Origin of the sequence: Streptomyces glomeratus, assembly GCF_021462825.1 — a bacterium.
In the GTDB taxonomy this organism is placed as follows: Bacteria; Actinomycetota; Actinomycetes; order Streptomycetales; family Streptomycetaceae; genus Streptomyces; species Streptomyces glomeratus.
Genome location: NZ_JAKEEB010000021.1, coordinates 81,628 through 101,299 on the forward strand (window position 1 = coordinate 81,628; position 19,672 = coordinate 101,299).

Annotated in this window: 18 protein-coding genes and 1 pseudogene; 11 read left to right on the forward strand and 8 right to left on the reverse strand. The window is 69.1% G+C overall.

Annotated elements, in window-relative coordinates; translation table 11 throughout:
- Positions 1-5: 5 nt before the first annotated feature.
- From LZ604_RS23070 to LZ604_RS23115, 10 genes are read left to right on the forward strand one after another with little or no spacing between them, the layout of a single operon-like run.
- Complete coding sequence (locus LZ604_RS23070) at positions 6-710, forward strand: SAF domain-containing protein (protein ID WP_234517343.1); 705 nt, start codon at positions 6-8, stop codon at positions 708-710.
- Positions 710-1,537, forward strand: a complete 828-nt coding sequence (locus LZ604_RS23075) for a CpaE/TadZ family protein (protein WP_234517344.1) — start codon at positions 710-712, stop codon at positions 1,535-1,537. The genes LZ604_RS23070 and LZ604_RS23075 overlap by 1 nt, the downstream gene beginning before the upstream one ends.
- Entirely contained in the window at positions 1,527-3,014 is a 1,488-nt protein-coding gene (locus LZ604_RS23080) for a TadA family conjugal transfer-associated ATPase (RefSeq protein WP_234517345.1), read from the forward strand. Before LZ604_RS23075 ends, LZ604_RS23080 begins: the two co-directional genes overlap by 11 nt.
- Positions 3,011-3,964, forward strand: a complete 954-nt coding sequence (locus LZ604_RS23085; RefSeq protein ID WP_234517346.1) for a type II secretion system F family protein — start codon at positions 3,011-3,013, stop codon at positions 3,962-3,964. The genes LZ604_RS23080 and LZ604_RS23085 overlap by 4 nt, the downstream gene beginning before the upstream one ends.
- Entirely contained in the window at positions 3,961-4,845 is an 885-nt protein-coding gene (locus tag LZ604_RS23090; protein WP_234517347.1) for a type II secretion system F family protein, read from the forward strand. The genes LZ604_RS23085 and LZ604_RS23090 overlap by 4 nt, the downstream gene beginning before the upstream one ends.
- Positions 4,846-4,893: 48 nt before the next feature.
- Positions 4,894-5,214, forward strand: a complete 321-nt coding sequence (locus LZ604_RS36315) for a hypothetical protein (RefSeq protein ID WP_372482182.1) — start codon at positions 4,894-4,896, stop codon at positions 5,212-5,214.
- Positions 5,214-5,639, forward strand: coding sequence for a TadE/TadG family type IV pilus assembly protein (locus LZ604_RS23100; protein WP_234517348.1), 426 nt, complete (start codon positions 5,214-5,216; stop codon positions 5,637-5,639). Before LZ604_RS36315 ends, LZ604_RS23100 begins: the two co-directional genes overlap by 1 nt.
- A gap of 6 nt (positions 5,640-5,645) precedes the next feature.
- Entirely contained in the window at positions 5,646-6,101 is a 456-nt protein-coding gene (locus tag LZ604_RS23105; protein WP_234517349.1) for a TadE/TadG family type IV pilus assembly protein, read from the forward strand.
- Positions 6,098-6,550 carry a TadE/TadG family type IV pilus assembly protein gene (locus LZ604_RS23110; protein WP_234517350.1) on the forward strand — a complete coding sequence of 151 codons (453 nt, stop codon included), beginning with the start codon at positions 6,098-6,100 and terminating at the stop codon, positions 6,548-6,550. The genes LZ604_RS23105 and LZ604_RS23110 overlap by 4 nt, the downstream gene beginning before the upstream one ends.
- Positions 6,550-10,047 (forward strand): LysM peptidoglycan-binding domain-containing protein, encoded by a 3,498-nt coding sequence (locus LZ604_RS23115; RefSeq protein WP_234517378.1) that lies wholly within the window; start codon positions 6,550-6,552, stop codon positions 10,045-10,047. The genes LZ604_RS23110 and LZ604_RS23115 overlap by 1 nt, the downstream gene beginning before the upstream one ends.
- A 233-nt stretch (positions 10,048-10,280) precedes the next feature.
- On the opposite strand, the gene LZ604_RS23120 is transcribed toward LZ604_RS23115, so the two are convergent.
- Positions 10,281-10,787 carry a MarR family winged helix-turn-helix transcriptional regulator gene (locus LZ604_RS23120; RefSeq protein WP_234517351.1) on the reverse strand — a complete coding sequence of 169 codons (507 nt, stop codon included), beginning with the start codon at positions 10,785-10,787 and terminating at the stop codon, positions 10,281-10,283.
- A gap of 473 nt (positions 10,788-11,260) precedes the next feature.
- Between LZ604_RS23120 and LZ604_RS36320 the strand changes: the two genes are divergently transcribed.
- Positions 11,261-11,728 carry an ester cyclase gene (locus tag LZ604_RS36320; protein WP_372482186.1) on the forward strand — a complete coding sequence of 156 codons (468 nt, stop codon included), beginning with the start codon at positions 11,261-11,263 and terminating at the stop codon, positions 11,726-11,728.
- Positions 11,729-11,770: 42 nt separating this feature from the next.
- Here LZ604_RS36320 and LZ604_RS23125 read toward each other — a convergent pair.
- The 7 genes and pseudogenes from LZ604_RS23125 to LZ604_RS23155 form a co-directional block, all read right to left on the reverse strand.
- Positions 11,771-12,761: pseudogene (locus LZ604_RS23125) on the reverse strand (LLM class flavin-dependent oxidoreductase); the annotation flags it as partial.
- Positions 12,762-12,937: 176 nt separating this feature from the next.
- Positions 12,938-13,405 carry a MarR family winged helix-turn-helix transcriptional regulator gene (locus tag LZ604_RS23130; protein WP_234517352.1) on the reverse strand — a complete coding sequence of 156 codons (468 nt, stop codon included), beginning with the start codon at positions 13,403-13,405 and terminating at the stop codon, positions 12,938-12,940.
- A gap of 697 nt (positions 13,406-14,102) precedes the next feature.
- Positions 14,103-15,689: an MFS transporter gene (locus tag LZ604_RS23135; protein ID WP_234517353.1), complete on the reverse strand. Its 1,587-nt coding sequence runs from the start codon at positions 15,687-15,689 to the stop codon at positions 14,103-14,105.
- Between the two features lie 442 nt (positions 15,690-16,131).
- Positions 16,132-16,980 (reverse strand): twin-arginine translocase subunit TatC, encoded by an 849-nt coding sequence (tatC, locus tag LZ604_RS23140; protein WP_234517354.1) that lies wholly within the window; start codon positions 16,978-16,980, stop codon positions 16,132-16,134.
- Positions 16,981-17,078: 98 nt separating this feature from the next.
- Positions 17,079-17,345 carry a Sec-independent protein translocase subunit TatA gene (gene tatA / locus LZ604_RS23145; protein ID WP_234517355.1) on the reverse strand — a complete coding sequence of 89 codons (267 nt, stop codon included), beginning with the start codon at positions 17,343-17,345 and terminating at the stop codon, positions 17,079-17,081.
- Between the two features lie 198 nt (positions 17,346-17,543).
- Entirely contained in the window at positions 17,544-17,966 is a 423-nt protein-coding gene (locus LZ604_RS23150) for a Sec-independent protein translocase subunit TatB (RefSeq protein WP_234517356.1), read from the reverse strand.
- 399 nt (positions 17,967-18,365) lie between these two features.
- Positions 18,366-19,130, reverse strand: coding sequence for a hydrolase (locus LZ604_RS23155; protein ID WP_234517357.1), 765 nt, complete (start codon positions 19,128-19,130; stop codon positions 18,366-18,368).
- Between the last annotated feature and the right edge of the window lie 542 nt (positions 19,131-19,672).

Here is a 19,672-nt window from a genome sequence, read left to right on the forward strand (position 1 = left end):
CAACGGTGAGCAAGACCCAAGAACGTGTAGACACAGCTCCGAACAGCGTCTCCCAGCAGGGACGCCTGGCCGGTCCGGTGGCTCCGCCCCGGGTGTCGGCTCGTAGGCGGCGACCAGGTGTCATCGCCCTGTCGCTGGCGCTGATCGCCGCAGGAGGCGCCGGTGTTGCCGTCCTGCTGCTGCAGGTCGGCCACCGCACCGAGGTGGTGACCGTGGTCCGCGACGTCCAGGTCGGGCAAGTCCTGACCGAGGACGACCTGGGCAAGGCGTCCGTTGCCCTGGACCCAGCCGTCAAGGCGGTACGCGCTGACGGCCTGGAGTCGGTGGTGGGCAAGCGGGCCGCCGTGGAACTCAAGCCGGGCTCCCTGCTCGCCCCCTCGCAGGTCACGAAGGACAGCCTGGTGAAGGCCGGCGAGCAGCTGGTGCCGATCGGCCTGGAGCCCAAGCAGATCCCGGCCACCTCGTTAGTGCCGGGTCAGAAGGTCGAGTTGGTGCACGTCCCGGCTCAGGGAACGACGGATACCGGCAAGACGTCCGGCGCTGCGCCGCAGACCATCGACGGCCGGGTCGTGAAGGCATCTGCTGCCGCCCCGGGTACGGGAATCGTGGTCGTCGACGTGGCCACCTCTGCCACTGACGGCGCCACGGCCGCCGCATGGGAGGCGGCCGGCACCCTGCGCCTGGTCCTCGCTGCCCCGGACGGTAGCTGATGGCTGTGATCGCGCTCGCAGGATGCAGCGGTGCGCCCGGGGTGACCACGAGCGCTCTGGCCCTGCTGCTGTCGTGGCCGCTGGAGGCGGGCCGGCGGATGATCCTGGCCGAGTGCGACCCGGACGGCGGGGCCGTGCTGCACGGGCTGCTGCAGGGCACGCTCGGCGACCGGTACGGGCTGCGCAACCTGTCCGTGGCCGCCCGCAAAGGCGAGTTCAGCGACGCCTTCTGGCGTCAGCTGATCGACCTGAGCGGCGAGGACGGCAAGCAGGAGGCAGTACGCGACCGGCTGCTGCTGCCCGGCATCACCGACCCCGCACAGGCGGCGAGCCTGGGCCAGGTCTGGAAGATCCTGGCGCAGATGTTCCGTGGCATCGAGGCCGAGAGCGGCCACGACGTCCTCATCGACCTCGGCCGCCGCGGCGCGTACGGGCCCTCCGGGGTCCTGGCCGAGCAGGCCGACGCCGCCTTCGTGGTGGTCCGCAATACCCTGCGCTGCCTGCAGGCAGCAGAGGGCCGCGTGCGCGCACTGGAAGAGCGCGTCGGCGACGTCAGCGTGCTGATGATCAACGAGGGCCCGTACCCGGCGGGCGAGGTGCAGCGCGTGCTGCAGGTGCCGGTGATCGCCACCCTTCCGTATGCGCCGAAGGACGCCCGTGTGCTCTCCGACGGGGCCGAACAGCCGCGCCACTTCACCAGGTCGCCGCTGATGAAGGCCGCCCGAACGAGCAGCACGCTGCTTGTCCAGCGGGCCGCCATGCGCCGAGCCCGCCTCGATCCACGCGGCCTGCACGCTGCAGGCGGGGAGGTGACCCATGCGCGCTAAGCCCCTGCACCCCGACCCCACGGTGGCACCGCTGCCCCAGCAGTGGGTGCACGAGAGCAACGGTGCGCCGACACCGGCCGGTGCTGCCTCGAGTACCCAGGTGCTCGGCACGGCGGCTCCTCACGTCACTGTCGACTACCGAGTGGCCAGGGACATTGCGTCCCAGGTCGCCAGGCAGCGCGAGGAACTGCTCAAGACCAAGCCCGGCATGGACCGGGCCAGCGAAGAGCAGCGCTGCCTGAACTGGATCGCCGAGGCCGTCGCCCTGTGGTCGGACGCCCAGGCGATGACGCCCCAAGAGGATGAGGCGCTGCGGCGCGCCGTGTACGACCTGCTCTTTCGGGCCGGCCGGCTCCAGCCGTACCTGGACGATGAGCGGGTTGAGGACATCATCATCCAGGGCCCGCACGAGGTGTGGCTCGACTACGGCGACGGCGAACGCCGCAGGGTCGGCCCGATCGCGGACTCCGAAGAGGAACTGCTGGAATTGCTGCGGGAGTTGGCCCGGTCATCGGGGCACAGCGAGCGCACCATCTCCACCGCGAACCCCACCCTCGCCCTGTCCTTGCCGGACGGCTCCCGGCTGCAGGCGATCACCGGGCTCGGGCCGATGACGTATGCAGTGATCCGCCGGCACCGGGTCTCCCACGCGGATCTCGACGATCTCGTGCGGCTGGGCACCATCGATCCGATCCTGCGCGAGTTCCTCGGCGCGTGCGTGCGCGCCGAGAAGAACATCATGATCGCGGGGAAGCAGAAGGCGGGGAAGACCACGCTGATGCGGGCGATGCTCAAGGAGTTCGACCCGGAGTGCCGGTTTGCGACCATCCAGAGTGAGGACGAGCTGTTCGCCCACACAGGCGGCTACCACAGGCAGGTCGTGTCGCTGGTGGGGCGGGAGTCCAACGGGGAGAAGGACGTCACCGGGCGCGGCGCTGGTGAGGTCACGCTGCTGGACCTGATGCATCCGGCGCTGCGGATGTCGCTGGAGCGGATCGTGGTCGGCGAGGTCCGCGGCCCCGAGGTCGTCGCCATGATGCAGGCGCTGACCAACGGCTCCGGCGGCAACCTGTGCACCATCCACGCGCGGCGGCCGGACATCGTCTTCGACCGGATCGCCGAGCTGTACGCGCTCGCCCAGGGGAACCTGTCCGAGCAGCTCGCCTACCGGCAGACCGCCAACGGCCTGGACTTCATCGTGTACGTCGATATGACGGACGAGACGCAGATCGGCGGCCGCCGCCACCGCTACGTCTCCCATGTCCTGGAAGTGACCGGGATCGGCGAGACGGGCCGGCCCGCCACGAACGAGGTGTTCTCCCCCGGTCGCGAGTACGGGGAGCTGCGGGCGGTGCCGAGGATGGACCCGGGCTGCATCGACGACCTGCGCCGTGTCGGCTTCGACTCCGCTGTGCTGCAGGAGCCCTACGGGGCCTGGGCGGCGCCGCTGCCGCTGAAGGTGGGGGCGAGCCGATGACGCTGCTGTTGGGGCTGCTCAGTGGCATGGCCGTGGTCGGCGGGCTGATCGGTGTCCTGGCCGGTGTCGTGGGCACCACGGTGCCGCGCCGGGTCCCGCTGCGCCGGCGCTGGCAGGCGCCCTGGCGCGGCGGGAGGAACCAGAGCGAGGACGCCCGGCTGCGGCAGCGGACCCTCATGGTCGCGGCCGTCGTGGTGTTCGCCGCGGTGTGGCTGGTCTCGGGGAACTTCGTCGGCGGGGCGCTGCTCGGCGCGGCCGTCATCGGGGTGCCCTGGCTGATCACCCCGGCGCAGATGGCGCAGGAGCGCATCGGCCAGTTGGAGGGCTTGAGCGAGTGGACGCAGCGGCTGGCCGGCCTGCTGCGGCTGGGCATGGGCCTGGAGCAGGCGATGATCACCAGTCGTCAGGGAGCGCCGGACGAACTCGCCGGGCAGATCATCAATCTGTCCGACCGGCTGCGTCTGGGGTGGCGGCCGGAGGGAGCGCTGCGCGCGTTCGCCGAGGAACTGGGCGATGTCACCTCGGACAAAGTGGTCGCCGCGCTGATCCTGTCGGCGGGCGACCGCGGCCCGGGCCTGGCGCAGGCCTTGGAGGACCTTTCAGGCACCGTCCGCGAGGAGGTCGCCAGGAAGCGCGCCATCGAGGCGGACCGGGCCAAGCCGCGCACCACCGTGCGGTGGATGACCATCATCACCGTGGGCGTCGTGGTGGCCGGGTTCTTCGTGCCGTCCTACACCCAGCCCTACTCCACACTCCTCGGTCAGCTCGTACTTGCCTTCCTGACGGCCGGGTTCGTCGGCGTGCTCGCCCTGATGCGGCAGCTGGGCAACTTCCGCCGCATCCCGCGCTTCCTCATTCCCGATCCGACCAGCACCGTCCGCCTGCCGGTGCTCGCGCCCGAACCGGATGTGCCGGCCGCCTCCGGGGAGCCGGAAGGAGCCGTCTTGTGAACCTGCTGCCCGTTGTGCTGACCGGCGGCACTCTCGGCGCCGGCCTCGCACTGCTGATGAGGGAACTGCTGCAGCCGCAGCCCGCGTTGGGGCCTGCCCTGAAGCGCAGTTCCCCTGCCACCTTGACCATGCCCGAGCCGGAACTGGACCGCGAGGAGGTCTGGGGCCGGTGGCTGCTGGCCCGCCTCGAGCGCCTGCCGGGTGTACGGGTCCCGACCACGAACCTGGCCCTGCTCGGCCAGGGGCCGGGCCAGTTCATGCTGAAGAAGGCCGCGCTCGCCGCGCTGGGGCTGCTCTGCCCGGTGATCGCGACGATTCCGTGGATCATCGCGGGCGTGGGCCTGCCGTTCTATGTGCCCGCCGGCGTCGGACTCCTCGTCGCGGTGCTGCTGTTCATCACCCCGGATCTCGCGGTGCGCGACCAGGCCAAGCGGGCGCGGGAGGAGTTCGCGCACGCCCTGTCCGCCTACCTCGACCTGGTCGCGCTCAAGCGGGCCGCCGACGCCGGCCCCGCCGAAGCGTTGGAGAAGGCCGCCGAGGTCGGCGAGGGCTGGCCCTTTGTGTATCTGCAGGGCGCGCTGCGCCGGGCCCGGCTGGAGAAGATCCCCCCGTATCAAGCGCTCACGGAACTCGCCCACGACTACGACCTGCCCGTCCTGGACGACGTCGCCGACATCATGCGCGGCTCGGCGACCGACGGCGCCGCCGTCTACAAGGCACTTCGGGCCCGCACCGCCGCCCTCAACGCCGAACTGCTGGCCGACCAGGCCGCCGAGGCGAACACGGCCAGCGAAAAAATGACCGCCCCGGGAGCCCTCTTGGCCGTCTTGGTGATGCTGCTGATGGCCTTCCCCGCCGTGATCCGCATGCTCACCGTCTAAAGGCCAGACCACTCCGACTCGTCCAACGCTGAAGAGAGGCAAGGGAACATGAAGCACACCGCAGCCCGCACCCGCCGCGCGGTGCTCCGCGCGACCACGCACCCGCACCCCTGCCCGGACACCGCATCTGGCGCACCGGGCCGCGGCCGCCGCAGCACGCGAGCCTGGGCGCGCGCCAACGGTGCGGTCCTGCGGCTGACCACCCGCGTGCAGGAAGGCCTTCAGGAGGCCGCCCGCCGGCCGGACCGCGGCGACATCTCCACCACGACCGTCATCATCTGGGTGGCCGCCGTCACCGGCGCCGTCCTGATCGCCGGAACCATCGCCGTGGTCATCGCCAAGTACAACGGCAAGCTCAACGGCCTGTGATGGCCCGTCCCGAAAAGCTGACCATCTGGTGGCAGGGGCGACGATGGCGCGACGACCACGGGGACACATCCCTCCAGATGGCGATCATCTTCCCCCTCGTGCTGCTCGCCACGGTCGCCGTCATCCAGGCCTCCCTGTGGTACTACGCACGGCAGATCGCCCTGACCGCTGCCCGCGAAGGCGCCAGCGCCGCCCGCACCTACCAGTCGAGTCCGGCCGACGGTGCGGCCCAGGCACGCAACGTGCTGGGGCGCACCGCGGGTGACAGCCTGCGCGGCTACAGCGTCGCCGCAAGCAGCGACGGGCAGCGCGTGCAAGTCCAGGTGTCCGGCACCGCCCTGTCGATGATCCCGGGGGTGCCGGGCCTGCACATCACGCAGTCGGCGTCCGCCCCCGTGGAACGCTGGACCGCCCCAAGGGAGTGAACCCACGTGCGAACCACGGCCCCTCGGGCCCGCAGACTGCGCAGCGACGAGGGCAGCGCCGCGATCGAGGCGGCGCTCGTCCTCCCAGCCTTGATCATGTTCCTGTGTCTGGCGATCGCCGGCGGCCGGATCGTCACCTCCGGCGCGAAAATCGACTCCGCGGCTGAAGACGCGGCACGAGAGGCGTCCATCCACCGCACAGCGGCAGCCGCCCAGAGCGCCGCGCAGTCGGCGGCCGCCCAGTCCCTCAACGACCAGGGCATCACATGCGCGTCGACCTCCGTCAACATCAACACCGGCGGTCTCAGCGTGCCGGTGGGGCAGATCGGCACGGTCACCGTGACCGTGACCTGCACAGTCAACCTGTCCGACCTCCTACTGCCAGGCGTGCCAGGAACCAAGACCCTCACCTCCACAGCAACCTCGGTAGTCGACCAGTACAGGCAGCGGGGTGATGGATGATCTCCCGTCAAAGGTGCCTGCGCCGAGCGCGGCTGGACGACCGGGGAGGCGTCACCGTGTTCGTCGCCGTGTGCGTCATCGCGCTGATCGGAATCATCGGCGTCGCCGTCGACGGTGGCAGCAAGATGCGTGCCGCGGAACGCGCGGACTACATCGCCGGCGAAGCCGCGCGAGCCGGCGGGCAGGCCATCGATCCCGCCGACGCGATCAGCGGGAAGGCGATCGTCGTGGATCCGCAAGCCGCGGCCGCCGCAGCCCAGTCCTACCTGCGCTCCGCAGGTGCCACCGGCACGGTCAGCGTCTCCGGCGACGGCAAGACCCTCAACGTCACTGTCACGGGCACGTACGACACGAAGTTCCTGTCGGTGGTCGGGATCGGCTCCCTGCCGGTGACCGGCCACGGCAAGGCCACCCTCCTGCACGGCGTCACCGCTCCCGAAGGACCATGATGCGCACCACCCCCTCCCCCACCGCAGCCCCCGGCCGCACCCTGGCGCGGGTCCTCAAAGCCAGCTTGAGTCTGCTGGTCCTGGCGGTCGCGGTCGCCGGGCTGCCGCTGCTTCTGGCCTGGGCCACCCCCATCATCTGGGCTGCCACCCACGACGACGTCATGCATCTGCTGGATGGGCAGGACACCGGCAGCGTGTTCCTGCTGCTGCTCGCCTGCGTGGGCTGGATCGGGTGGGCTCAGTTCAGCTTCTGCGCCGTACGTGAGCTGATCGCCCAGGTGCGGGGCCGTACCTGGCATGCCCCGCGCGGGATGGGCGCCTCGCAGCGCGCCGCGGCCCTGCTGATCGGCAGCATCCTGGTGCTGCTGCCCACCAGCTCGGCGCTGGCCTCCGACGCCCAAGCCGCACAGGCCACCACGGCACAGCGCGTCCCCGGCAAGGCCCAGGCGCCGCAGGCCACCGAGGCCGAGCAGGACCAGACGCCCGCGGCGAGCACACCGGCGCCCCGCGCCACGTACACGGTGCGCGAGACGCGGCCGGCAGAGAGCTTGTGGGGCATCGCCGAGCGGGAGCTGGGGGACGGCGAGCGGTGGAGGGAGATTGCTCATCTGAACGAGGGCCGGACCATGGCCGACGGCACAGTCTTCCGTGCGAACAGCTTTCTGCAGCCCGGCTGGCACCTGCAAATGCCCCAGACCGCCACGACCGCGGCCGCGGCAGCTGGAGCGGGAGACGTCCACACGCAGCTGGGTGACAGCACCCTGGCCGCGGATGCGAAGGGCGGGCACGTCGTCACGGTCCACTCCGGCGACTACCTGTCGAAGATCGCACAGAAGGAGCTCGGCGACGGCGACGACTGGCCGCAGCTGTTCGCAGCCAGCCGGGGCAAGCCGCAGCCGCACGGCCTGCCCCCCATCACCGACCCCGACGTGATCTACGCGGGGCAGCAGGTCACCGTGCCCGAGGCCCGGCCCGACCAGCCGCCCCCAGACCACGGCCACGGTGAGGACCCCGGCAGCCAGGAAACCACTGCTCCGGCCACCCAGAACCCCGAGGGCACGCAGACGCCGGGCGAGGGCACGGGGGATGCACCAGCGCCCGCGCCCAGCCACACCCAGGCGCCTGCACCACAGTCGTCGGCACCCAGCGCACCATCCAGCCGCCCTGCCCAGCAGCCCGGGCAGGATCACCCCTCACCGTCCAAGGCGGCGTCCGCGACGCCCGAGCCCAGCGCCAGCGCCTGGTCTTCTACCGCTACGCCGTCGGCGCCGGCCGAGCCGTCCGGCTCCGCTGCCTCCTCCCCCGCGCCCCAGGCCCCGGCGACAACTCCGGCCAGCAGCCCACTGAACCTGCGCATCGTGCTCGGCGCCGGCGCGCTGCTCGCCGCCGCCGTCACCGGTGCGCTCGCCCTGCGCCGGACCCTGCAACGCCGGCGCCGCAAGCCGGGCGAGAAGATCGCCATCGCAGCACAGACCTCCCCGGCCGAGGCCAAGTTGGCGGCGGCCGCCGAGCCCGGCGGCGCTGCCCGTCTGGACGTGGCGCTGCGGACCCTGGCCCACCACGTCGCCCAGCAGGAGAAGAGCGACACGACTCTGCCGCCGCTGCGGGCCGCCCGGATCGGGACCCGAACGGTTCAGGTGCTGCCCGAGGACCTCGCCCAGGAACCGCTCGCTCCCTTCACTGCCGGGCAGGGCGGCTGGTGGGTCCTGCCCGCTGAAGCCGCCCTCCTGGACGACGAGGCCGCCCGCGAGGTGCCGGCACCGTATCCGGGACTGGTCACGACCGGCAGCACCAAGACGGGCGACCTGCTGCTGCTCAACCTCGCGCAGCTGCCCGCGCTGCTACTGGACGGCAACCCAGCCCACATCACCGAAGTGTGCACCTCGCTCGCCCTGGAACTCGGAATGAGCCCGTGGGGGACGGACGTCGAGGTCGTCACCGTGGGCTTCGGCGAGGACCTACCGCAGCTGCTGCCCACCACGCGGATCGCACACATGCGCCAGCCCGCCCACGCGCTGCGCGATCTGAGCGAACGCCTACTGGAAGCACACCAGATGCCAAAAACCCAGCGCCAGCCGTATCTGCTGCTGTGCGCATCCTCCCTGGACGAAGACACCGCCTGGCAGCTCGCCGACCTCATCGACCGGGCGGGAGCGGTGCCCGTCACGCTGATCGCCCCAGCGAGCACGGCTGCCGCACACTTCCCCGAAGCGGAGATCCTCAACGCCTCCCTCAACACGCCGCAAAACCTCGACTACACCGGCACCGACATCACCATCCAGCGCCTCGAGCACACCGCCTACCAGCAGATCACCACCGCCTACCAGCAGATCACCACCGCGCTGAAAGTGTCCGCACAGCCGTCCCACCCGGCCGAGGGGCCCTGGGAAGACGTCCCGGATGAGCTCGGCGGCGCGCAGCAGCCCAAGCACGCGTCGCCGGAGGAGTCCGCGCCCGCAACCACTGCCGCCTCGATCACGTCACCGGCGGCGGCAACGGACGTGAGCAGCGAGGTCTTCCCGGCCCTACTCGCCGCCAGCACCGATCCGTCCGGGCTCCGTCTCCACTCCCCCACCGCATCGTCGACCCAGCCCCACGACGAAACCGGACCGGACACCGAAACGGCGGTGTCTCCAGCCCCGGCGTCCCCGGCCGCTGCCGACTCCACCGACGCGGCAAACGCTGACGCCCCGGGGGGCGCCCTCGAGGAGTCTGCGGTGCCGGAGGGGGAAGAGTGTGAGGCGCATGACCTGCACGCGCCGGAGATCCGGGTCCTGGGGCCGGTCGAGGTGACGGGCGTGGGCAGCACCGGCCACGGCCCGAGAATGGCCCAGCTCGCCGCTCTGTTGTACTTCCGACCCGGCCGGAGCGCGGATGTCCTGTGTGCCGACATGGATCCCGTCAGCCCCTGGTCGACGAGCACCCTCAACGCGCGGATGCAGGGCCTGCGCAGCTGTCTGGGCAGCGACCCTGCCGGCAACCTCTACGTGCCACGCCGCAAGACAGGCGAGGACCCCTACCGGCTTTCCCCCGGCGTGCGCTGCGACTGGACCCGCTTCCTCCAGCTCGTCGAACGCGCGCTGCCGCTGGGCCCGTCCGGCCTGACCGACTTGGAGAAGGCACTCACCCTGGTCCGGGGCAAGCCGTTCGGCGGCCGACCACTGCCCTGGGCCCAGCCCCACGCCCAGGAAATGATCACACGGATCATCGACGTCGCCCACACCGTCGCCACCCACCGCACCCCCCAAGGCCCCCACCACAACCTCAACGCCGCCCGCCAAGCCGTCACAACCGGCCTCGACGCCGACCCCACAGCAGAACTCCTCTACCGAGACTGGATGCGTCTCGAAGCCGCCCGCGGAAACCGCTCCGGACTCCACACCGCCATCACCCGCATCCAACAAGTCAACCGGGACTTGGACTGCTCACTCGAAACGGAAACCACACAGCTCATCAACGAACTCCTCAACAGCCCGGACACAGCGGTACGCATCTAGGATCCGGCGACTTCGCTGATGCCGTGACCGCGAAGGCTCACCGGTTTGGCCGAGCTGCGCAGGGGAGTTGACGGCGCACGTATGAGAGGAAACGCATCAACGCCCGCCCAGGCTATGAGCTGGCCGGGCCGAACGGGGGAAGAAAGGTGCGTGCCCGATGGTGATCGGGCTCCGCACGAAGCCGATGACAGCCTCGGGTAGGCACCTGTCCGCAGGGTTGCGGAGCCCGGACGTCAGGCGGTGGGCACACTGCGCTCCAGTGCCTGGACCAGGAGCTCCAGGGCCTCGATGACCCGTTCCCGGTCGGGTCCCAGTCCTGCCAGCACTTGGGCCTCCCGCTCCAGATGGCGGGGAAATGTCTTGTCGATGGCCGTCACGCCATCCTGGGAAATCGTCACCAGGGCACTGCGTTGGTCGGCCGGATTCGCCCTGCGCTCGATCAGGCCCCGGCTCTCGAGTTTGGCCAGCATCTTGCTGATGGCAGCACGCGAAAGGCCCATCCACTGCGCCAGCCGCCGCGCAATGACTGGCTCCTCCAAATACCGGAGGAGAACCAGGACGTCCACCTCCGAGGGAGTGAGCTCAGAACTTTCGTACACCGACTCCAAGGCGACCGCCAGCAGCGCTTGGGCCCGCTTGAGCGGACTCACGACGAGCATGGAGGACGTGTCGAGGTCCGGGCGGGCCAACCATTTCTGGTTCAGCTCCGCGGGGCCAAGGGGGGACGGCTGGGTATCCATGAGGACATGTTAACGGGTTAACGAAATAATCTCGCGGGGCCCCTGAGGGCTGCCGCTTTGCGTGGCAGTGCCGTGGTGACGGCGCATCTGGGCGCCGCTACAGGTGAGTAGCCAGTCCAGGCGTTGCCGTCCATGGTGCACCCGGGATTTCGCAGCGTCCGGGAGGGTGTCCAGGATTTTCACGATCTCCCTGGTCGAGGGGTGCTGGGCAGACCCAGGCCTCCACTCCCTCTGCCTCACTGTGAGAAGCCAGGGACCCGGGCGGGCGGGTGACTGAGGCGTTCTTTGGCGTTTCGGCATGCCGCGACGACGGCTAGGTCGGGCGCGTCGGCGCCCCCTCAACGGTTCGGTCTCGCCAGCCAGTCTTGGCCCTTACGGAAGCGCGGCCCACCAGCGCGGTTGACACATCAACCAAAAAATACACATACATAGTACTGCCTGGCGTGGCCGCGCAGTTCCAGCAACTGCTCGGCGTGCCGGACTCCCCCGAAGGCATCTTCGTCGAGAAGCCGGGAACCGAGTTCGGCGCACTCCGCAAGGGCCGCCCCGCCACGCGCGAGGAGTCACGAGCGGTAGGACGGCGCCTGTACGACGGTGCCATCACCACTGGCATCGCCGAGGACGTCGACGCACTGGACGAGGACTACATCCAGAACACCGGCTGGACCCCGAACGGCCGCCACTACTTCGGCAACGCCTGGGCAATCGGCAGCGGAGCGATGCCCGACGGGCTCGCGATCCAGACCCACGTCGTGTCCGAGAACGACCGCGTCGCCTCGATCAGCGTCTGGGACGGCACCATCACCGTCAGCGGCGCCGCCGTCGACTTCGCCTCCGCGAACTTCCTGCGCATCGAGGACGGCGTCGCTGCCGAGCACTGGGACACCGTCGACTACGTCCGCCTCTACCAGTCCTTCGGACTGCTGCCCGAGAACATCTGACCGAGACGGACAGCCACCGCCGCCCGGCGAGCCCACCCCCGGCACGAGCACGACCTCTTCGCCGAGCATGTCGATCTGCTCCAGCACGGTTTTCAGCGGTACCCCGACGCCGTCCACATTGAAAAGCTGGCGCTGGTAGTCGCCGAAGTGCTCGCGGAAGGTGAGCGTCTTCTCGATGACCTGCTGTGGGGAGCCGACCGTCAGGGGGGTCTCCTCCATGTACTGCTCCAGGGATGGGCCTCTGCCCATCTGCGGGGAGTGGTCGAAGTACGGGCGGAACTCGCGTATGGCGTCCTGGGAATTGGGCCGCATGAAGACATGTCCGCCGAGGCCGACGATGGCTTGCTCCGCGGTGCCGTGGCCGTAGTGCGCGTATCGCTCCCGGTACAGGCTGATCAGGCGCTGGAAGTGCTCCTTCGGCCAGAAGATGTTGTTGGCGAAGAAGCCGTCGCCGTAGTAGGCCGCCTGCTCGGCGATCTCCGGGGAGCGGATGGAGCCGTGCCAGACGAACGGCGCTACGCCGTCCAGCGGGCGGGGGGTCGAGGTGAAGCCCTGCAGCGGCGTACGGAACTTGCCCTCCCAGTCGACGATGTCCTCGCGCCACAGCCGGCGCAGCAGGGCATAGTTCTCGATGGCGAGGTTGATGCCCTGGCGGATGTCCTTGCCGAACCAGGGGTAGACCGGGCCGGTGTTGCCGCGGCCCATCATCAGGTCCACCCGGCCGTCGGCCAGGTGCTGGAGCATCGCGTAGTCCTCGGCGATCTTCACCGGGTCGTTGGTGGTGATCAGCGTGGTGGCGGTCGACAGGATGATCCGGTCGGTGCGCGCGGCGATCCAGCCCAGCATCGTGGTCGGAGACGACGGCACGAAGGGCCGGTTGTGGTGCTCACCCGTCGCGAAGACGTCCAGCCCCACCTCTTCGGCCTTCTGCGCGATGGTGACCATCGCCTTGATCCGTTCATGCTCGGTCGGTGTCCGGCCCGTGGTTGGGGTCGGTGGTCACGTCCCCGACGGTGAAGATCCCGAACTGCATCACACTCAACTCCTTGTTGATGGGTCAACTATATCCTCGAACGCATCCCTGAGCAGCGCATTCCGTGCTCATTCCCTGTTGGTTGCACCACAAGAAAGGGGGGCACCTGCTGTCATGTCAGAGACAGCACTCGCTCAGGGGGATGCCCCGCATCCTGACATCTCGGCGCCCCCTGTTCAGTCGGGCACCTTCTCCAGGTGTTCGAGGATGCGCCTCGAGACGTGAGCGACCGAATCCAGTTCTTCCGGGGTGAGGGCTTCGACAAAGAGGCGGCGTACGGCCTCGACGTGACGAGGGGCGGCCTCCGCGATGGCTTCGCGTCCCGTCGGGGTGATGACCACGAACGCACCGCGCCCGTCGTCGACACACTCCTCCCGGGCCACCAGCCCGCGCTTCGTCATGCGCCTGACCTGATGGGACATCCGGCTCTTCTCCCACTCGACGGCCTTGACCAGATCCATAAAGCGGAGTCGGCCTTCGGGCGCATCGGTGAGCTCGACGAGCACCGCATAGTCGGCGCCCGACAGGCTGGACTCCGCCTGCATGAGGCGCGACAGCCGACCGACCAGTTTCTCCTCCATGCGGATGAACTCGCGCCAGGCGGCATATTCCTGCTGACTGAGCCATTGCGGCATGCTGTTCATGGCACCAGCGTAATCCGATAGTTGACCTGTCATCCATCCCTTGAGTCGCGAAGTGGCGGGGACCAGACCAGCTCCAGGACGCCCCGGCCTCCCGGGGAAGACGGCCCGCACCCGGAGTCGGCTGGCCAGCTGCCGGCGGTTCCGGACAGCGTCCTGGACGCGCACGCGAAGATGAGGGCAACGGCGTGTCCTGCGTTGATTCCGTGAGGTGTACCGCCCGGAGGCGATGCCCGTGGCAACGTCTTGCATGGGCGGGCCAGTCAGCACAGCGCGCAGCGACTCCTCAGCCAGGCCGAAGCGGGTGCCGTGCCGACGTGCGAATGATGCTGGAGATCATCGCGCCGATTTTTCTTGCCGGGCGCCCCGGAGCCCGCCTCACCGGCCTGCTGCACCGCCAGGCCGGTCCGAACACCTTGCTCCGCCGCATACGGGCCCTGCCGACCAATGCGCCGCAGACCAGCCCGCGACTGCTGGACATGGACGGCTTCACCTTCAGACGCGGCCACGTCTACGGCACCGTGCTCACCGGCATCGAGACCGGCCGTTGCGTGGGCGTGCTGCCGGACCGCACCGGCAAGGACTTCACCGCCTGGCTCCGACAACACCCGGAGCCAAAGCCCTGGCACCGCCCTCCCCGTGGACGACGGCGCCTCGGCAGCCTGAAACGCCCTGGGCCGCCGGCCGATGACGGCTGCACTCAGCCGCTCGTGGCTGCGGAAGCGTTGGGCCGCACGCCGATGACCGCAACGACGGCCCCCACGACGCACAGCACCCCGGCGACCGAAGCTGCAGTGTGCACCCCGTTCATGAACGCGTGACCACTGCCCTCGATCACTGCGGCCTTCACCTGTGCGGTCATGTGCGGAGAGAGGGGCCACACCCCCAGGGCCACCGAGTCCTTGGCCCCGGCCAGGCCTGATGCCACCGGCCCCGGCACCCCGGCCGACGTCAGTTCGCCGGCCAGGCCGGAGCCGACCCGGCTGCCGATGAGCGAGACGAGCACGGAGCCTCCCAGCGCGCCGCCCATCTGCAGCGCAGTGGTCAGCACTCCGCCGGCCACACCCGCGTCCTTGACCGGCACGCTGCCGACGACGGCGCCGCCGGACGCAGTGACCATGCCGACGCCGAGTCCGAGCGCCGTGAAGGACGGCCACATGGCGGCGTACGAGGAGTCGACGTCCAGTCCGAGCAGCCCGAAGGATGCACCGGCTTCGAGCAGCATGCCCAGGGGCAGGGTCAGTCGGGCACCGAAGCGCTCGGTCACAGTCGCCCCCAGAGGGGAAGCGCCGATCGAGGCCACGCTGAGTGGCATCATGCGCCAGCCCGCCTCGAGCGGGGTGTAGCCGCGAACGTTCTGCAGGTACAGCATGACGAGGAAGAGGGTCCCCAGCAGGACGAAGACGTTGATGGCGGTCACGAGTGTTCCGCTGGTCAGCGTCGGGCTGCGCAGCAGCCGCATCGGCACCAGCGGATGACTCACGCGTGTCTCGTACCAGCCGAAGAACAGCAGGACGGCCAGGCCTCCCGCGATGCAGCCCACGGTCCCGCCCGCGCCCCAGCCCCAGGTCGCCCCGTTGACGACTCCGAACACCAGGACGACCAGGCCGAGCGCGAGCAGGAGGACACCAGGGACGTCGAAGCGCTGCCCCCGATCAGGGTTCTTGCTCCGCGGCAGCGCCAGCACGCTCGCCACCAGGGCGAACGCACCGATGAGTCCGTTGATCCAGAAGACCGACTGCCAGGTGGCGTTCTCGACGAGCAACCCGCCGAGGACCGGACCGAGCGGGACCGACGCGGAGGAGACCATGGCCCACACACCGACCGCCACGCCGAGCTTGTTCCGAGGGAACACGTCCCACAGCAGCCCCAGCGTGTTGGGCATGATCAGGGCGCCGAAGAATCCCTGGACGACGCGGAAGAAGATGACCTCATCGATCGTCCGGGACAGGCCGATGGCGATCGAGGCGGCGATGAATCCGGCGACGCCCGTGATGTAGATGACGCGTCGGCCAAAGCGGTCACCCAGCTTGCCGCCCAGGATCAGGGTGGCGGCCACAGCCAGCAGATACGCGTTCGTCACCCACTGCAGGCCGGCGTTGGACGCGTTGAGGTCCCGCCCGATCTCCGGATTGACGCTGGACACGACGCTGCCGTCGAGGCCGACCATGAACTGCCCCAACACCACGGCGATCAGCGCCAGCCACGGCGTGAAGCTGCGATCGGGAGGCGAGGTCGGCGCAGTGGGAGCGAACTGTACGGAGTGTTCCACGGAAGGGGATGACATAGAAATCCCTGTTTTCGTCATGCGCAGAGGAGATATGTGAGCTTGGAGTCGGCCGCGCACCGGCACCGGCCCCGTGCCAGATCGGCCTGCCGGGAAGGGCTTGGTGGGTGAGGTGGGACGTCAGCGCCTCAGCGGGCGGCGTGCAGCCTGTAGCGGGTCAGCGAACAGGCGACCGATGCCGGGCCCGTTCCTCGTCGCTTCAGCTCACCACACGCCGGCGCTGCCGCTACGGCCAGAACCCCAGGACGGTCTGATCCGAACAACCAGCCACTGTCCACGAACGGTTGGCGCGCAGCGCCCACAAGACGCCCACCTCTGCCACCTGCCCAACGCCGGATTGCTGCTTGTCAGCCGCCGTCCCAAGGGCCACACCGGCGTCGGCGTCCGTGTCCGTGATGGCCTGATCCTTCTTCGTGGAGCGATGCGGATCGAATGGGGTTTGTCATGGGCGGGGAGCGGCGATGCTGCTCGGCGGCTCGATGGGGGCCGCAGTCAGGTCCAGGGGGCATGCCTCCACGTCCCGCGGGCTTCCGCCCGTCCCGCCGACGCGGGTGCGCCCTCGGCGGCGGTCGTTGCACCAGGCGATCGCGCACGCAACCAGGTACAACAGGCCGATGGGTACGGCGAGTAGCAGCATGCTCAGGGGGTCCGTGCTGGGGGTGGCGACCGCGGCGAAGACGGCGATGCCCATGAACATCCCGCGCCACCAGCCGATCATCTGACGCGCAGTGATCACCCCACCGAGGTTCAGCAGCACAAGCAGGAACGGCAGTTCGAAGGACAGGCCGAAGACGACGACCATGCGGGTGGCCAGGTTGAGGTAGCCGTCAATGGGCAGGAGGTTGGTCGCTTTTTCGGGGGTGAAGGAGATCAGCACCCGCGCCGTGGTCGGCAGGAGCCAGTAGGCCATCGCGGCGCCGCACAAGAACAAGGGAACACCTGCCCCGAGGAGGGCCAGGGAGTACTTCCTTTCCTTGCGGTACAGGCCTGGTACGACGAAAGCCCACAGCTGGTAGAGCCACACCGGGCTCGCCGCGACGACTCCCGCGGTGACCGACACCTTCAGTGCGAGGGTGAAGGGCGAGAGGAGGCCGTTGACGGAGATCAGGCCGCAGTGTGCCGCCTCGGCGGTGCCGGTCGGCCGGCCCGGAACGCAACCGGGTAGGGGATCGATGAGGAATGCAATCAGCTGTTTGTAGAAGAGGGCTGCGACGATCGTGGCGAGCAGGATTGCTCCAACGGCCTTGACGAGGCGGTTCCGCAGCTCGCGCAGGTGCTCTCCCAGGGGCATCCGCGCAGGGTCGTGCGAGGCGTGTTTGGGCATGGGCAGTCCCGGTGCCTTCGAGTGCGGCATCTGCCGCACATGTCCGTGTCGGTGGTGGTGGCGCGTCAACGCTGGTGAGCGTTGTCTGCCTCGGACGCTTGCAAAACCGTGGAGCGGTCGTCGTGCGCGTGCTGGACGGCGGGGGTGGTGGCCTGCGCGTCGGTGTGGGAGTCGCCCGCGTCGTCCTGCCTCATGGCCTTGGTCTCACTCTTGAGGATCCGCAGCGACTGCCCGAAGGAGCGGGCCATCTCGGGAAGACGCTTGGCGCCGAAGAGGAGGAGGACGACAGCGAGAATGACGAGGAGCTCCGGTGCTCCGAGCCTGCCGAACATGGGTGGTTCCCTTCTGGAGGACTGACGTACAGGAGCGGCGCTCCGGTACAGGTGATCTGGCCGCAGGCGGATGTGAAGCCTGCCTTGGGTACGCGTAGTTGGGTCAGTGGGCCCAGATGGGCCGGGCGGAGGCGCCGCATGGACGCGCTTGGGCACGACGGCGTGAACTGACCGTGGCAGACAGTGCACGCGAGGCCGTCAGTGGTTCGTCGCGGTCCGCTGCGTTGACTGCTGCTGCTCGTGGTGGTCGTCAACAGCCGCCGGGACCGGGCCGGATCCGACAGACCTCTTTGGAGACTGCGAGGTGTTCGCCGCCGGATTGCCGAGCAATTCCCTTTCCGGGCCGGAGCCGGAGGCCGGCTCGGACAGGTTCAGGTCCTCGGCGCTCAGCAGGTGCTTGCGGACGAGCGACTTCGGATTCAGATCATCCAAGGCCATGCCCTGCATTTCAGGGGGGAGTTCGGCCCGGATGTCGGCCTGAGTGCTCTGCAAGAACTCGCGCAGCCTGCGCATGTTTCTCGCGACAGTCGACACCGTCGTGGGGAGTTTCTCGGGCCCGAGCAGAATCACGGCCAGCACGAGCAGTGTCACAATTTCGAGCGGGCCGATGTCGAAGAACATGTACGGCTCCAGTGTGGGCTGGTGAGGGTTACGCCGCGCCCGGGCGGGCGGTGATGCACGGCCGCTTGCACGGCCCAGCGGCAGCCCGCTACGGATCGGCCGTGCAGAGCACGAGAGTGGCCCCATGGCCTGTTGCCCGGATGTGATCGAGCCACCAAGACGGGGCGTTGGCCGTCGTTCTTCCCGTCGGAACACCGACGGGAAGAACGACGACACTCGCTCGAGCGATCCGGCCATTGACCAGCGAGAGGGGTAGGGAAACTCACGTACTTCCTGGACGCAGAGCCCCAGCTGCTCGCAGACGGCCAGGCGGCCGGCTGGTCGGCCTCGTTCCTATGAGCGAGGCCCTGGTGGGCGCGCTCCCCCGACATCAGATCGCCGTGGGCGGGGCTGGGGGCATCAGTGGTGGCTGAGGAGCTGCTCTTCGAGGTCGAGGATGGCGCCGAAGGCTCCGAAGTGCTCCTTGTTGATCTTCGCCACGCCCGGGATGGTGGCGGTGTGCGACCAGTCGCGCTGCAGTTCGCCCATCACGGCATTCCAGGTGATGGGAACGACACCCTCATCGGCCATGCGCCGCACGGCCATGTCGTGGGCCTCGACGCTGGTGCCGCCCGAGGCGTCGGTGACGGCGTAGACCTCGTACCCCTCGTCCAGCGCGGCCAGGGCAGGGTAGGTCAGGCAGATCTCGGTCCACAGCGCGGCGATCACGATCTTCTTGGCGCCGGTCTTGCGAATCGCCTTGACGACGTTGGCGTCCTCCCAGGCGTTGAGCGTGGTGCGATCGTGCACCTCCTGGCCGGGGAAGACGTCGCGGATCTGGGGGATCAGCTTGCCGCCCCGCTCGGACAGGACGCTGGTCAGCACGGTGGGGACACCGAACACCTTGGCTGCCTTGGCCAGGCCCGTCACGTTGTTGACCACAGTCGTCGTGGGGTGACTGTTCACACCGGCCAGAAGGGAAGGCTGATGGTCCACGAGCACGAAGACCGAGTTCTTGGCGCTGATCGGATCCCAGTGCCGACGCCCGCTCGCACCGGCCGGGCTCGCCCCCGCCGAGCCGGCACCCGCGCCCGCGGCGTTCGCGGTGCCCGTTCCAGCGACCACGGCAGCCGCACCTGCGGCCGACGCCGCCAGAACCGAACGCCTGCTGGTAATACCAGACATGATGCATCTCCTGTGAAATGAGGAAGCCAGAGACTGCCGCCCCGATCAGGGCGACAGCACGACCATACCCCAGCTTGTTAACCAGTCAACTACTAGTTGATCGTCGACGGTCCCGGCGAGCCACTCCCCCGATGCACACCGAAGATGCACCGGCTTCGCCGACCTGCAGTTCATTGCCGACGGCTACGACCTGCTCACCGACAGTCGACGGGCCTGTGACCGAGCCCCTTCCCGCCGCCTCATTGCTGTGACGGCGAGCAGGCTCGCGGCGACGGCATTTCCTCACCCCGGCTTGCCGCAACACCTCGACCAGGCCCTTTGACGCATCAACTAAATCCTGAGATGGTTGATGCATCAACCACTGAGGGGCGGCCAAGACGCCGCAAGCACCCAAGAGTGCTCCGGCAGAGCCAAACATGAGGGTCCCCTCCGGATACCCCCGTCCCTCGGCGCCCAGCTGATCCGGAATTTCCGGATCGCAGATCACGGACATGGCTGCGGCCGCCTGGTCGGCGGAATCGCGGTACATCACAAGGAGATGG